At 74.3% G+C, this 12620-nt stretch carries 14 protein-coding genes and 2 pseudogenes; 4 read left to right on the forward strand and 12 right to left on the reverse strand.

Annotated elements, in window-relative coordinates; translation table 11 throughout:
* Positions 1 to 129, forward strand: a pseudogene (locus AB0P06_RS23255) (IS30 family transposase); the annotation flags it as partial.
* Here AB0P06_RS23255 and AB0P06_RS23260 read toward each other — a convergent pair.
* Positions 101 to 736: an IS3 family transposase gene (locus AB0P06_RS23260; RefSeq protein WP_363610275.1), complete on the reverse strand. Its 636-nt coding sequence runs from the start codon at positions 734 to 736 to the stop codon at positions 101 to 103. The pseudogene AB0P06_RS23255 and the gene AB0P06_RS23260 sit on opposite strands and share 29 nt — an antisense overlap.
* A complete protein-coding gene (locus tag AB0P06_RS23265; RefSeq protein WP_363610277.1) occupies positions 733 to 1023 on the reverse strand; it encodes a transposase in 291 nt (96 codons plus the stop codon). Before AB0P06_RS23265 ends, AB0P06_RS23260 begins: the two co-directional genes overlap by 4 nt.
* 84 nt (positions 1024 to 1107) lie before the next feature.
* On the opposite strand from AB0P06_RS23265, the pseudogene AB0P06_RS23270 reads away from it, so the two are divergent.
* A pseudogene (locus AB0P06_RS23270) lies at positions 1108 to 1308 on the forward strand (IS630 family transposase); the annotation flags it as partial.
* On the opposite strand, the gene AB0P06_RS23275 reads toward AB0P06_RS23270, so the two are convergent.
* Genes AB0P06_RS23275 through AB0P06_RS23305 form a run of 7 tightly spaced genes read right to left on the reverse strand, consistent with a single transcriptional unit; the run spans position 1305 to position 9030 of the window.
* Entirely contained in the window at positions 1305 to 1625 is a 321-nt protein-coding gene (locus tag AB0P06_RS23275; protein ID WP_363610279.1) for a hypothetical protein, read from the reverse strand. The pseudogene AB0P06_RS23270 and the gene AB0P06_RS23275 overlap by 4 nt on opposite strands.
* A complete protein-coding gene (gene menC, locus AB0P06_RS23280; protein ID WP_363610281.1) occupies positions 1622 to 2728 on the reverse strand; it encodes an o-succinylbenzoate synthase in 1107 nt (368 codons plus the stop codon). Before menC ends, AB0P06_RS23275 begins: the two co-directional genes overlap by 4 nt.
* A complete protein-coding gene (locus AB0P06_RS23285; protein WP_363610283.1) occupies positions 2725 to 3651 on the reverse strand; it encodes a GNAT family N-acetyltransferase in 927 nt (308 codons plus the stop codon). Before AB0P06_RS23285 ends, menC begins: the two co-directional genes overlap by 4 nt.
* On the reverse strand, positions 3648 to 4817 hold the full coding sequence (locus AB0P06_RS23290; RefSeq protein ID WP_363610285.1) for a M20/M25/M40 family metallo-hydrolase: 1170 nt from the start codon (positions 4815 to 4817) through the stop codon (positions 3648 to 3650). Before AB0P06_RS23290 ends, AB0P06_RS23285 begins: the two co-directional genes overlap by 4 nt.
* Position 4818: 1 nt before the next feature.
* Positions 4819 to 6195, reverse strand: a complete 1377-nt coding sequence (locus tag AB0P06_RS23295) for a serine hydrolase domain-containing protein (protein ID WP_363610287.1) — start codon at positions 6193 to 6195, stop codon at positions 4819 to 4821.
* A 60-nt stretch (positions 6196 to 6255) separates the two neighbouring features.
* Positions 6256 to 8211: a S9 family peptidase gene (locus AB0P06_RS23300; RefSeq protein ID WP_363610289.1), complete on the reverse strand. Its 1956-nt coding sequence runs from the start codon at positions 8209 to 8211 to the stop codon at positions 6256 to 6258.
* Between the two features lie 6 nt (positions 8212 to 8217).
* The gene (locus tag AB0P06_RS23305) at positions 8218 to 9030 is read right to left on the reverse strand and encodes an ABC transporter substrate-binding protein (protein ID WP_363610291.1); all 813 of its coding nucleotides are present in this window, start codon (positions 9028 to 9030) and stop codon (positions 8218 to 8220) included.
* On the opposite strand from AB0P06_RS23305, the gene AB0P06_RS23310 reads away from it, so the two are divergent.
* Positions 9024 to 9668, forward strand: a complete 645-nt coding sequence (locus AB0P06_RS23310) for a hypothetical protein (RefSeq protein WP_363610293.1) — start codon at positions 9024 to 9026, stop codon at positions 9666 to 9668. The genes AB0P06_RS23305 and AB0P06_RS23310 overlap by 7 nt on opposite strands.
* Before the next feature lie 149 nt (positions 9669 to 9817).
* Here the strand turns inward: AB0P06_RS23310 and AB0P06_RS23315 are convergent, their stop codons facing one another.
* The 3 genes from AB0P06_RS23315 to AB0P06_RS23325 form a co-directional block, all read right to left on the reverse strand.
* On the reverse strand, positions 9818 to 10636 hold the full coding sequence (locus tag AB0P06_RS23315; RefSeq protein ID WP_363610295.1) for a hypothetical protein: 819 nt from the start codon (positions 10634 to 10636) through the stop codon (positions 9818 to 9820).
* Positions 10633 to 11232 carry a sigma-70 family RNA polymerase sigma factor gene (locus AB0P06_RS23320; RefSeq protein WP_363610297.1) on the reverse strand — a complete coding sequence of 200 codons (600 nt, stop codon included), beginning with the start codon at positions 11230 to 11232 and terminating at the stop codon, positions 10633 to 10635. The genes AB0P06_RS23315 and AB0P06_RS23320 overlap by 4 nt, the downstream gene beginning before the upstream one ends.
* A gap of 287 nt (positions 11233 to 11519) precedes the next feature.
* Positions 11520 to 11996 carry a MarR family transcriptional regulator gene (locus tag AB0P06_RS23325; RefSeq protein ID WP_363610299.1) on the reverse strand — a complete coding sequence of 159 codons (477 nt, stop codon included), beginning with the start codon at positions 11994 to 11996 and terminating at the stop codon, positions 11520 to 11522.
* Positions 11997 to 12109: 113 nt separating this feature from the next.
* Here AB0P06_RS23325 and AB0P06_RS23330 point away from each other — a divergent pair, with 113 nt between their 5' ends.
* Entirely contained in the window at positions 12110 to 12520 is a 411-nt protein-coding gene (locus tag AB0P06_RS23330) for an organic hydroperoxide resistance protein (RefSeq protein WP_363610301.1), read from the forward strand.
* Positions 12521 to 12620: the final 100 nt, after the last annotated feature.

The raw sequence follows: 12620 nt of genomic DNA on the forward strand, positions 1-12620 counted from the left end.
GAGATCAACGCAGTGGCTGCCACCCTCAACAGCAGACCACGCAGGACCCTCGACTGGAGAACTCCTGCCGAATCCCTCGCCGATCAGCTAATGTCACCGGTCAGAGCCGGTGTTGCAACGACTGGTTGAATCCGCCTTCGCTGCCGCGGTCCGTGTGGAAGACGCAGCCGCGCTCCAGGCCGCCTCGGCCGGCGGCCATCCGCAGCGCGGCCACCGGCAGCTCGGCGCGGTGGTGGTCGGCCATCGCGTAGCCGACAACCTCGCGGGTGGCAGGGCCGATCGCGGTGGCCGGGTAGAGCCAGCCCTCCTCGGCCGGCAGGAAGGTCATGTCGCCGACCAGTCGCACTCCGGGACGGGGCGCGGTGAAGTCGCGCCCTATCAGGTCCGGGGCGAAGACGGGCTTGCGGGCCTGGCGGGTCAGGCAGCGGCGCCAGCGACGGGTGATACCCGTGATCCCGCGCTCGCGCGTGATCCGCTCCACCTTCTTCCGGTTGACCGCTCGGCCCTGGCGCCGTAGTTCCGCGTGGACGCGCGGGACGCCGTAGGCGCCCTTGGACGACAGGTGGATCACCGCGATCTCGGCGGCGAGCAGGTCCTCGGCCCGCTGGCGGGCGCGACGGGCCTGCTCGCCGGCCCGCCGGTCGCAGAACGAGGACCGGGCGATGCCCAGGACACGGCAGATCCGCTTGACGCCCCAGGCGCCATGGTGATCCTCAACGAAACGGAAGCGGATCACCGTGTCGTCTCGGCCGCGAAATAGGCGGCTGCCTTGCGCAGGACCTCGATCGTCCTCTGCTGCTCGACCGTCTGCCGCCGAAGCCGGGTGAGCTCCTCGCGCTCGGCACTGGTCAGCTCGCCCGGCCGGCCCTCGCCACGGTCGGTGCGGTCCTGCTTGACCCAGCCCCGTAGTCCCTCCGGGCTGACCCCCAGCTCACGGGCGATCTCGGTGACGTTCCGGTGCGGAGAGGACCGGACGAGCGCGACCGCGTCCCGCTTGAACTCCGCCGTGTACCGCTTACTCATGTTGCTGTTGGTTCCCACCTGAAACTGCTTCCTCCGGGCTCACATGTCCCAGTGTCCAGGTGTCCGAGCCGAGGGTGGAACTTCAAGCGCTGGTTCGCACTGCTGACGGACAAGCAACTCCGGCGTGGAGTCCACAAGTCCGTCCAGGCCCTGGAGAAGGACATCCGGGCCTGGATCAAGACCTGGAACGAGGCCCCCCGCCCGTTCACCTGGACCAAGACCGCCGACGAAATCCTCGAACGACTCGCCTCATATCTTGAACGAATTCCTGGTGCAGGACACTAGATTACATGTGTCACTCCTGAAATCCAGGAGTAAGTAGCAGAATCCCCCACGCTCGTCTTCGAGGTGGAAGCACCGCGTTGACCTGCTGAACTGCACCTCTGCCACCCGCGCGGTCCCCTCACGAACCCGCACGGACTCCACTTGGCCTCGCGGGCGTAGGCCAGGGCGACCGGGATCTTGAAGACGGAGGCGAGGACGACCGGCGTGTCCTCGTCGAGTCCGAGGGCGGCGGGGCCGTTGATGTCGCGGGCGAAGACGTGGCCCCGGACGCCGGCCTCCTCGAAGACGGCCCGCAGGGCGGGGCGAGCGGTGTTCATCGGGTGGTCCATTCGTTCGACACGGTGACCTCGGCGAGCAGTTCGGGGATCGGTGAGACGCCGAGGCCCGGCCCCCGGGGGACGTCCAGGTGGCCGTCGCGGAGGACGAAGGGCTCGGTGATGTCCGTGCGGTAGTAGCGGCCGGAGGCGGAGGTGTCGCCGGGGAGGGTGAAGCCGGGCAGGGCGGCGAGCGCGACGTTGGCGGCCCGGCCGAGGCCGGTCTCCAGCATGCCGCCGCACCAGACGGGCACCCCGTGCGCGGCGCTCACGTCGTGGATCCGCCGGGCCTCCAGGTAGCCGCCGACCCGGCCGGGCTTGACGTTGACGACCGAGCAGGCGCCCAGGGCGAGGGCGTCGGCGGCCGAGCGGGCGGAGACGATCGACTCGTCCAGGCAGATGGGGGTGCGCAGCTGCCGGGCGAGCCGGGCGTGGCCGCGCACGTCCTCCTCGTCGAGCGGCTGCTCGATCAGCAGCAGGCCGAACTCGTCGAGCCGGGCGAGGTGTTGTGCGTCGGCCACGGTGTACGCGGTGTTGGCGTCGACCTGGAGCGGTATGCCGTCGCCGAAGCGTTCGCGCACGGCGCGGACGGGCTCGATGTCCCAGCCGGGCTCGATCTTCAGCTTGATCCGCAGGTAGCCCTGGGCGAGGTAGCCCTCGACGGCGTCGAGCAGGGCGGGGATGTCGTCCATGATGCCCACCGAGACCCCGGCCGGGACGCGGTCGGCGGTGGCGCCGAGCCATTCGGCGAAGGAGATCGAGCGGGCCCGCAGCCAGGCGTCCAGGACGGCCGTCTCCAGGGCGGCCTTGGCCATCCGGTGGCCCTTGAAGGCGGCGAGGGCGGGGGCGACCGTCCAGGGGTCGAGGTGCGGCTGGGCGAACAGGGCGGGCAGCAGGTGACGGCGGAGCACGTCGGCGGCGGCCTCGGTGTACTCCGAGGAGTAGACCGGGTCGGTCATCGTGACGCATTCGCCCCAGCCCTCGCCCTCGGTGGTCTCCAGCCGCAGCAGCAGGAGTTCACGGGTGGTCTGGGTGCCGAACGACGTGCGGAACGGCGACACCAGTGGCATCGCGATCCGGCGCAGTTCCACTCCGACGGGCTTCATGCTCTGTTCTCCTGACGTCGTTCGATGAGGTACCGGCCGTCCCGGGCGAAGCCGGTGACGGTGTGCCGGCCGTCGTCCATCAGGCCGCCGAGGACGTCGCGCAGGGCGCGGCGCCACTCCCCCGCGGCCTTGGGGTCGGTCTGTCTGAGCGCCTCGATGTCGGGCGGGACGCGGACCAGGACGGTGCCGTCGCGGGCGCCGCCGGGCAGCCGCCGGGCGACGGGGCGGCCGTCAGGACGGAGGTCGAGGGCGACCGCCGCGGGCGGGCGCAGCGCGGCGGGGTCGACGGTGCGCGGGTGGCCCTCGCAGGCCAGGGCGGCCCGCTCGCCGGCGAGGTCCCAGCGGACGAGCAGCCGGTCCGAGTCGGCGCCCGCGTTGACGCCGTCGCGCATCGCGCCGTAGAAGTTGGCGAGGTACTCGGCGGGCACCGCGCCCAGTTTGGCGAGGTTGAAGTAGGCGTTGCGGCTGACCAGCGGGTCGTAGGTCCAGGTGACGGTGGTGATGCCGCGCTCCAGCGACCAGGCGCGCTGGTGGAGTTTGACGGCGTAGCCGACGCTGCGGCCCCGGACGTCGTCGACGACGGCGGCGATGTGCGAGTGGAGGCCGACGGCGGCGAGCATGCCGAGGCAGGTGCCGATCATCCGGCCGTTCCGGTGGACGCCGACGACGTAGCTGCCGGAGTGGGCGAAGACCAGCAGCAGTTCGGGGGTCATCATCGGGTTGCCCGGTTCGGGCCGCCAGACCCGGTGGAGCAGGTCGCAGGCCTCGCGCATGGCGTCGAGGCCGTGCAGTTCGCCGATGGTGACACCGCTGCCGAGCGCGGCCCGCTCGGCGGCCCGGCGCGCGCCGCGCAGGAGGTCGGCCGGCCCCGGGGGCCGGACGGGGTGCGGGGCCGGGTGCGGGGCCGGGTGCGGGGCGGTCATGCCGGCCGTCCGCGCAGCTCGTCGACCAGGGCCGCCAGCAGGGCGGCCCGGCGCGGGAGTTCGGCGATGATCACGTGTTCGTGGTCGGCGTGGGCGCCGCCGCCGACGGCGCCGAGCCCGTCCAGGGTCGGGGTGCCGACACCGGCGGTGATGTTGCCGTCCGAGCCGCCGCCGACGGCCGCGCCGCGCAGCGGCCCGAGGCCGAGGGCGTCGTTCAGCCGCTGGGCGCGGGCGAACAGCCCGGCCGAGGAGTCGGCGGGGAGCGGGGGCCGGTCGGGCCCGCCGGAGAGGGCGAGCGCAGCGCCCTTCAGGGTGGGGGCGAGTCCGTGCAGGGCGGTGTCGACCCGCTGCTGCTCGGCGGCGGTCCGGGCGCGGACGTCGATCCGCAGCAGCGCCGTGTCCGGCACCGTGTTGCGGGTGGTCCCTGCGGTGGCGACGGTCGGGGTGACGGTGGTGCCGGCGTCCGGATCGGCGAGGGCGGCCAGGGCGAGGACCTGGCGGGCGAGTTCGGTGGTCGCGTTGATGCCGCGCTCGGGCTCCAGCCCGGCGTGCGCGGCGCGGCCGGTGATCGCCAGGTCGTAGAGGGAGGCGCCCTTGCGCTCGGTCTTCAGGGCGCCGTCCTCGGCGGCCTCCAGGACCAGGACGGCGCGGGTGCGCCGGGCCTCGGCCTCGATGAGGGCGCGGGAGTCGGCGGAGCCGGTCTCCTCGTCACTGGTCACCAGGACGGTGACGCCGTCGAGGTCGTCGAGGGTGGCCAGGGCGTGGAAGAGCTGCACCAGTCCGGCCTTCATGTCGAAGCAGCCGGGGCCGGTGAGCCTGCCGTCGGTGACGCCGAAGGGGTGGGTGGCCAGGGAGCCGACCGGCCAGACGGTGTCGAGGTGGCCCAGCAGCAGGACGCCGTCGCCGGCGCCGAAGCGCCAGCGCAGCTGCGGGCGGCCGGCGGTCTCCAGCCGTTCCGGGGCCCGGCCGGTGAGGCGGGTGCCGAGCTCGGCGACGAGGTCCGCGCAGCGGGCGACGGCGGCCCGGTCGGCGGTCGGGGACTCGGCGGTGACGAGCGCCTCGATGTCGGCGACCAGCTCGGGCAGCCGGGCCTCCAGCCGGGCGACGGCCGAGGGGTCGGCCGAGTGCCGGGAGGCGGTGTGCGGGGGTGTCGTGGTCGGCGGCATGTCAGCTCACCTTCGGGTTGGCCCGGCCGCCGTGGTGCAGATAGCGCGAGCCGTCGGCGAGGGTGTAGAAGACGACCGGGAACCAGCCGGCCGCGCCGTCGCGCTGGACGACGAAGGTGCCGGGCTCCAGCGGGCGCATCGGGTGCTCCTGCTCCGGCTGCTCGACCAGGTCGGCCAGTTCGCCGGTGAAGCGGCTGACCATGATCAGCTCGCCGCCTCGTTCGAGGATCTCGATCTGCGAGGAGGCGCGCTCGTAGACGCCGGTGATGGCGGCCGGGTCCGTCGCCACCGGGCCCTCGGCGGGCCGGATCGGGCCGGGCATGGTCACGTCGGCGAGTTCGGCGGTGATCTCCCGGAACAGGTCCTCGTACAGGTCCCTGGTGCTGCCGCCGTTGGTGAGCAGGCAGATCGCGAGCCGCTCGCCGGGCAGGACGCGCAGGAAGGCGCTCTGGCCGATGGTGCCGCCGTCGTGCGCGTACACCGGGCGCCCGTCCCACTCGGCGAGGATCCAGCCGAGGCCCCAGGCGTGGCCGAACAGGTGCCGGTCGGGCAGTTCGACCTGCGGGGTCTGCATGGCGCGGACGGACTCGGCGCTCAGCAGCCGGGTGCCGTCCTCGGTGACGCCCTCGGCGAGGTGGAGGCGGGCGAAGGCCAGCACATCGCTCGCGGTGGCGCAGATCAGGCCGGCCGGGCCGGCGGAGCGCATCAGCGACCAGTGCGCGGCGACCTTGAGCGGGTCACCGAGGTGTCCGGCGGCGGCGCGGTGGCGCAGCACCTCCTCGGGCAGGGTCGCGGTGTGGGTCAGGCCGAGCGGGCGGAAGAGGCGGGCGCGCATCAGCTCGTCCCACTGGACGCCGGTGACCCGCTCCAGGACGCGGCCGAGCAGCGAGAACCCGGCGTTGCAGTAGGACATGGTCGCGCCGAGCGGGTGGTTGACGGAGACGTCGGCGAGCAGTTCGGTGTACTTCTCCAGGCAGTCGTCGCCCCGGCCGGTGTCGGCGAAGAAGTCGCCGTCGATGCCGCTGGTGTGGGTGACCAGGTGGCGCAGGGTCACGTTCTGGGTCAGGTGTTCGTCGGCGAGCCGGAGTTCGGGCAGGACCTTGACGATCGGGCTGTCCAGGTCGAGCACGCCCTCCTCGACCAGGGCCATCGCGACCGTGGTCGTCCACACCTTGGAGATCGAGCCGATCTGCCAGAGGGTGTCGGTGGTCGCCTCGATCCGGGCGTCGGCGTTGGCGAAGCCGGTGGCGGCCTCGATCTGCCGGCCGTGGTGCCAGATGGCCAGGCTCGCGCCGGGCACCGAGTGGCGGGCGGCCAGTTCGGCGAGGCGGCCGGCCCAGTGGGCGGTGTCGAGCGAGCGGTTCCGGGGTGCGGTCATGGTGCGGCTCCTGTTCGCGGTGGGATCGGGAGGTGGTGCGTGGTGGGGCGAGTGGTGCGGTCAGCGGGCGGTGTGCTCGGTGACCCAGTCGACGAGGCGGCGGCTGTAGTCGACGCGGTGCGAGGGGCGTCCGGCGAGGATGAACAGGTGCGAGCCCCCGGGGTAACAGACCATCCGGACCGGGACGCCCCTGGTCCGCAGCGCGTGGAACCACTGCTCGGCCTGGCCGGCGGGGCAGGTGTCGTCGGCGGCGCCGTGCAGGATCAGCGTGGGCGCCCGGACGCCGTCGACGTGGGTGAGCGGGGAGAGTTCCCGCTGCCGGGCGGCGTCGGCGATTTCGGCATGACCGATCTCGTGGCCCTCGTCGGAGGTGGCGGCCAGGGCGGGCAGGTCGGCGATCAGGCCGCCGGGGACGACGGCGGCGAAGACGTCGCTGCGGGCGGAGAGCCAGCAGCTGAGGTAGCCGCCGTAGCTGTAGCCGGTGAGCGCGATCCGCCCGGGGTCGGCGAGGCCCTCGGCGACGAGGGCGGCGACGGGTTGCAGCACGTCCTGCTCGTCGCTCTCGCCCCAGGCGTCGAGGGCGGCGGTGAAGAAGTCCTCGCCGTAGCCGTCGCTGCCACGGATGTTGAGGGTGAGGACGGTCCAGCCCCGGCTGACGAGTTCCTGGTGGTAGAGGTGGATGGGGGTGGCGTGCGGGGCCCAGGCGTTGTGCGGGCCGCCGTGGAGGTCGACGAGCAGCGGGCCGGGGGCGGGGGCCTGTGGGTCGCGGGTGATCAGGCCGTGCACCCGGGTGCCGTCCGCGATGGTGAACTCCCGTTCGGTGACGGGGTGCAGGGTCACCTCGGGGAGGGCCTGGGCCATGTGCGCGGTGAGCCGGGTGAGTTCGCCGGTGGCGAGGTCGAGCAGGTCGATCTCGCCGAAGGAGGAGCGGTCGGCGACGGCGAGCGCGGCCCTGCCGCCCGCTCCGGCCCGGGCGGCGACGGAGCAGCCGGACACACCGCTGCCGGGCGGCAGCGGAAGTTCGACGATCTCACCGAAGCCGAAGCCGGGGCCGGAGCCGTCGCCGGGGCCCAGCCCGTACAGCCGGGTGGCGCCCCGGTCGCGGGCGCAGAAGACGATCTGCCCGCCCTTCTCGCCGTGGAACTGCGGCAGGGCGCCCGGGTAGCCGGGCCCTCCGGGCATCACGTTCCGGTCCAGGGCGGTGGTGAGCGCGGTGGGCGCCGAGCCGTCGAGCGGCTGGCGCAGCAGCGCGTCATGACCGGTGGCGAGGGTGGTGCGGCCGGCCAGCAGCAGCGCGTCGCCCGCCGGGTACCAGTCGACGGTCCGGATCAGGCCGCCGGCCGGTCCGACCGGCCGCGGGACGGCGTCCTCCTCTTCTGCCCCGACGAGGAAGGCCCCGACGGCTCCGGTGAGATCGGCGTCCGGGCCGACCGCCGCCGGGAAGGCCAGCCGGGTGCCGTCGGGCGACCAGGCGGGCAGACCGGTGATCCGGACGTCGCCACCGGTCACCCGGGTGGTGCGGCCCGAGTCCACCTCCACCACGAACAGATGGGTGCGCTGCGGGCCCAGCAGGCCCTCGCCGTCGGCCTTGCCGAGGCGGTCGACGACCAGCGGTTCCGCCGGGCCCGGGCGGCCGACGACGGCGGCGAAGGCGATCCGGCCGCCGTCCGGGCTCCAGACCGGGAGGCCGGCGCCGTGCTCGCGGTAGGTGAGCGGCCGGGCCTCGCCGCCGTCGGCGGGGAGCAGGTGGAGCTGTCCGGCGCGCAGGAACGCCAGGGCGGTGCCGTCCGGCGACCACTGCGGCGCGCTGTCGGCGGGCCCGTGGGTGAGCCGCCGGGGGGCGGCCGGTCCGCCGGTGGCGGGGACGAGCCAGAGCGAGCTCACCGGGCGGTCGTGCTCGGCGTCCTGGGTGGTCAGGGTGTAGGCGACCTGCCCGCCGTCGGGGGCGAGGGCCGGCTGGCCCGGGACGGCGAACCGGTACAGGTCCTCGACGATCAGTGGCCTGGTCGTGGTCACGGGGTCCTACCTTCTTGATCGGGTCGAGCGAGCCGTTCGTGGGGTTTGGCTCACCCAGGGGTGTCGGGTGTGGCTTTCACGGGGTTGCCATCGGTGGCTCAGGAGGCTTGGCCGCAGTGGTGACTTGTTCGCGGGGTCGGCGATGTGGTGGTACTCGGCGGCGACGTCCGAGGCGGTGAGCGGGGCACCGTCCTCACAGGTGACGCCCTCGCGGAGGGTGAACCGCGCGGTGCCGCCCTCGACCGACCAGGTCTCGGCCACCCCGGGCGCCATCGAGCCGTCCGCGGCGCTGTGCACCAGGGGGCCGTCGACGACACGGCCCCCGCCGCGGCCACGGCGGCGGTACAGGCTGCCCGCCGCCGCCCGGTGGCCCTCCTTCGTGGGGTCATGCTGTCTCTCCTTGCTGGCCGTCCACCGGCCGGTCGAGGGCCGGGCGGTGGGTGGGGGGTGGCCGGGCGGTGGGGACGGACGCGCGGGACGGCCCGGCTCAGGTGCCGTCCGGCGGGTGGGTGGGGCGAGTGGACGAGTTGATGAACAGTAGGCAGCGGCCGCCGGGCCGGTGATGGTCGCGGGGAACGAAAAACCCGGCGGCACATGGTGCCCCCGTCCGAAGACGGACCCACCGGGCGAAGGCCGGGCCACCCGGCACCCCGACCGGGCAGCGCGGCGGGCACCGGGACCAGCGCGGTCGGCAGGAGGCGGACGGCGTGCGGGAGTTCGGAGAAGATCTTGTCCGATCGCTTCGCGTCCCCGAGAATGCCGATGGCCGGGGAACCTGTTCCCGCACGAAGAACGCGCGAGAAGAGGCAGGGATGACATCCGCAGGCCATGAAGCGGCTGCGGGAGGAGCGTTCACCCTCGGGTTCGGGATCCTGGCCACGGTCCTGGGCGGCCTGCTCGTCATGGACTTCCGCGGTTTCGCCCGGTGGTTCCTGCGCGGCACCGAGGCATCGAGCGCGGGCCCGCGGCGCCTCCCGCCGTGGCGACGGCGGCCCGAACGCCCGGAGCGAGCGGGCATGCTGCCGCTGGTCCGCGTGGTCGGGGGGATCTTCGCCGCCGCCGGCCTCGTGATGCTGGTGCTCGGGATCGTCCTGCTCTCCGGTGGCGAGGCCGGCGCCCCGTTCACCCGGGACGACCGGTTCAGCGGCCCCGTGGCGTTCGTCTACCCGGTGATGGCGGCGGTCTGGTTGCGCCAGTTCTGGCGCCCCGGCGGCCTCCTCGCCACCACCTGGAACACGGCGGGCCCCGGCCGGCACATCCTCCCGGTCCTCAGTACCGCGGCCGCCACCGGCACCGCCGCCGCCTGCTGGCAGGGCTACGTCCTGCTCGGTTCCATGGCGCTCACGGCCCTGGGGCTGAGCACGGTGGCCATGATGTTCTCGCGGACGCGCCGCGACGACGGCCAGGACCCGACGGTCGACGGGCCGCCGACGGCGAGTTCGAACAGCGCCCGGTAGGACGCCCGGCGCTCGGTCGGCCGACCGTCGACGCGGCGGGTCGACCGCCCGGCCGCACCGACGGGCGCGTTCGCCGGCCCGGTGGTCCACCCGTCACCCGGGTCCGGCGGCGTCCGGGCGGCCGTGCCCGCGAACGCCCGGCCGCCGCCTCATCGGATCCGGGCCGACGGACCCCGGCCGCGGACGGCTCGCGGGGCGATCGCCTCGGCGGGCGGCGATCCGGGCCCGCCACCGCCCGACGCGCCGCCGACCACCGCGCCGGCCGACGCGGTCGCGCCGCGCGGACGCGGGCGCGGTCGCGTCGCGACGCTCGCCCGCAGGGTCAGCACGATCTCTCCGTCGAATCCCTCGGTGAGCGCGCGGGCCAGTTCGGCGGCCCCGTCGGGCCCGGCGCCGAGGGCGACGGCGGGCAGCCGGTCGGGGGCGCTGAGGTCCTGCGCCTGGGCGCCCCAGCGGGCCGCGTCGCCCCGCTCCCCCTCGGCGGCGTAGTGGACGGCGAGGCAGTGGACGGCCAGCGGGTCGCCGAACTGCGCGGCGATCCGCCACCAGAAGACGGCGTCGGCCGGACGGCCCATGCCGTAGAGCAGGCAGCCCAGGGTGCGGAACGCCGCCTTGTCGGCCAGCTCCAGGTCGAGGGCGAGTTCGCCGACCTCCGCCGCCCCCGCGACGCCGCCGCACAAGTGGCGCAGATCGCGCCGCAGTTCGGCCCGCCCGCCGACGGTCAGCGCCCCGGCGGCCAGGCTCTCGGCGCGCTGGCGTGGCAGGTGTCCGTCCCGGGCCGCCGGGAGCGCCTGCCGCCGGGCGGCCGCCGGGGGGCGTTCGGTGCGGCCGGTGGTCCGCGCGGCGGCCGGGCGCGCACCGGTGGTGAGGAGCTCGGCCAGCCGCCGGGTGAAGGACACCGGGTCGTGGTTGCCGAAGTCCCGTTCGAGTCCGTCGGCGTCGGCGCGGAGCAGCTCCGTCAGGTTCATCCCGGCCGCCTCTCCCCGCCGTCGCGGGCGCCCTCGCCGGCGCCCTCGTGGTCGAGCAGGTACTCGAGGTGGCGGCGGCCGAGGCTGTAGTAGGTCCGGGCGGTGGTGTGCGCGATGCCGACCGCCCGGCCGATGTCCGGGTAGGAGAGGCCGGCCTGGCGCAGCCGGACCACGTCCGCCTGGACCGGCGCGGCCCGGGCGAGTTCCTCCATCGCCCAGTCCAGGGCGTCGAGTTCGGCGAGCTCGTCCAGTTCGTCCTGGCTGGTGTCGGGCCGCCGCTGGGCGAGCACCCGCAGGCGCTTGCGCTCGGAGCGGCGGCGTTCCCGCAGGACGTCCACCACCGCGTCCTTGACGACCTTGAACGCGAACGCCTTCAGGTCGGCACTGGCCAGCGCCCGCCGCCAGTTCTTGTACAGCACGGCTCCGGCGTTCTGGACGGCGTCCTGCGCGTCCTCGCGGTGCCGCAGGCGCTGCTGCGCGTAGCGGAGGTAGCCGGGGTTCTCCTGGGTGAAGAAGGCCGCGAAGTCGACCGGCAGCCCGTCGAGCGGATCCGCCCGCAGGCGATGCTCCTCGCCCGGCCCGGGGGTGTTCACCACACGCCTCCCCCCTTCCGTGGGTCAGCTGGCCGGCCCACCGGGTGGCGGGCCGACGGCCCTTTGGGGGCTTGTGCTGTAACCGTCCGGTGGCCGGGGGTTGTTAGCCCGATCCCGCCGACAATTGGCGATCGCTTCTGTTCGTTTTCGCACACCCCTGCTGACCTGGCGCTTCACGGGAGCGCACGCCCCGCCACCGCCAAAAGGGTGACGCAGATCACAACCAAGCCCGGCCGGCAACCCGGCCCAGGACACCCCGCCCCACGACACCCCGACCCCGGCCTCGGGCCTCAGGCTTCGGCGGCCTCCAGCACGGCCGAGTCCAGCGCGCCCGTCACCCGGTCCAGCAGGGCCCGCAGGGCGGCGAGGTCCTCGACCGGCAGGCCGGTGGCGGCGAGCAGCCGGCGGGGCACCTGCCCGGCGCGCTCGCGCAGCGCCGAGCCGGCCCCGGTGAGGCCGACGGTGACGGAGCGCTCGTCCTCGGGGCTCCGCTCGCGGCGCACCAGGCCGGCCGCCTCCAGCCGCTTGAGCAGCGGCGAGAGGGTGCCGGAGTCCAGTCGCAGGTATCCGCCGATCCGCTTCACCGGCAGCTCGCCGTGCTCCCAGAGCACCAGCATGACCAGGTACTGCGGGTAGGTGAGGCCGAGGTCCTTGAGCAGCACCCGGTAGACGCCGCCGAAGGCGCGCGAGGCGGCGTTCAGCGAGAAGCAGATCTGCTGGTCCAGGCGGAGCAGTTCCTCGTCCGGGAGCTCGGGGAGCGTGGTCATGTCCCCATGGTACCGATCACGCACGCCATTCAGTTGTGCGCAATTGAATTGCGTGCTTCACTTGTGAGCGAAGGGCGGCCCGGGCGGCCGCCGAGACGGAAGGGAACCGACCAATGGACGCGCTCTACACCGCGGTGGCCACGGCGAACGGCCGGGAGGGCCGGGCGGTCAGCTCCGACGGACAGCTGGACCTCGCACTGGCCATGCCGCCCGCCCTCGGCGGCAACGGACAGGGCACCAACCCCGAGCAGCTCTTCGCGGCCGGCTACGCGGCCTGCTTCGCCTCCGCCCTCGGCCTGGTCGGCCGCCAGGCCCGCGTCGACACCAGCGAGGTCTCGGTGACGGCCGAGGTCTCCATCGGCAAGGACGGCGCGGGCTTCGGTCTCGCGGTCGTGCTGCGCGTCGAGCTGCCCGACACGCTCGCGGGCGAGAGCGGCGAGCTGCTGGTCAGGCAGGCGCACGAGGTCTGCCCGTACTCCCGGGCCACCCGGGGGAACATCCCGGTGGAGCTGGTCGTCGAGTAACCCGGCCCCACCCGGACGAGCAGGGCCCGCCACGCGCACGCGCGGCGGGCCCGCCGCCCGCCCGCCACTGATGAACCCGCCCGTACCCGACCAGGGCACC

Origin of the sequence: Kitasatospora sp. NPDC088351, assembly GCF_040685575.1 — a bacterium.
GTDB lineage: Bacteria > Actinomycetota > Actinomycetes > Streptomycetales > Streptomycetaceae > Kitasatospora.

Coding starts and splice junctions, on each gene's coding strand:
- AB0P06_RS23265 (WP_363610277.1), bottom strand. CDS start 1,023: ATGAGTAAGCGGTACACGGCGGAGTTCAAGCGGGACGCGGTCGCGCTC.
- AB0P06_RS23275 (WP_363610279.1), bottom strand. CDS start 1,625: ATGAACACCGCTCGCCCCGCCCTGCGGGCCGTCTTCGAGGAGGCCGGC.
- menC (WP_363610281.1), bottom strand. CDS start 2,728: ATGAAGCCCGTCGGAGTGGAACTGCGCCGGATCGCGATGCCACTGGTG.
- AB0P06_RS23285 (WP_363610283.1), bottom strand. CDS start 3,651: ATGACCGCCCCGCACCCGGCCCCGCACCCGGCCCCGCACCCCGTCCGG.
- AB0P06_RS23290 (WP_363610285.1), bottom strand. CDS start 4,817: ATGCCGCCGACCACGACACCCCCGCACACCGCCTCCCGGCACTCGGCC.
- AB0P06_RS23295 (WP_363610287.1), bottom strand. CDS start 6,195: ATGACCGCACCCCGGAACCGCTCGCTCGACACCGCCCACTGGGCCGGC.
- AB0P06_RS23310 (WP_363610293.1), top strand. CDS start 9,024: ATGACATCCGCAGGCCATGAAGCGGCTGCGGGAGGAGCGTTCACCCTC.
- AB0P06_RS23305 (WP_363610291.1), bottom strand. CDS start 9,030: ATGTCATCCCTGCCTCTTCTCGCGCGTTCTTCGTGCGGGAACAGGTTC.
- AB0P06_RS23315 (WP_363610295.1), bottom strand. CDS start 10,636: ATGAACCTGACGGAGCTGCTCCGCGCCGACGCCGACGGACTCGAACGG.
- AB0P06_RS23325 (WP_363610299.1), bottom strand. CDS start 11,996: ATGACCACGCTCCCCGAGCTCCCGGACGAGGAACTGCTCCGCCTGGAC.
- AB0P06_RS23330 (WP_363610301.1), top strand. CDS start 12,110: ATGGACGCGCTCTACACCGCGGTGGCCACGGCGAACGGCCGGGAGGGC.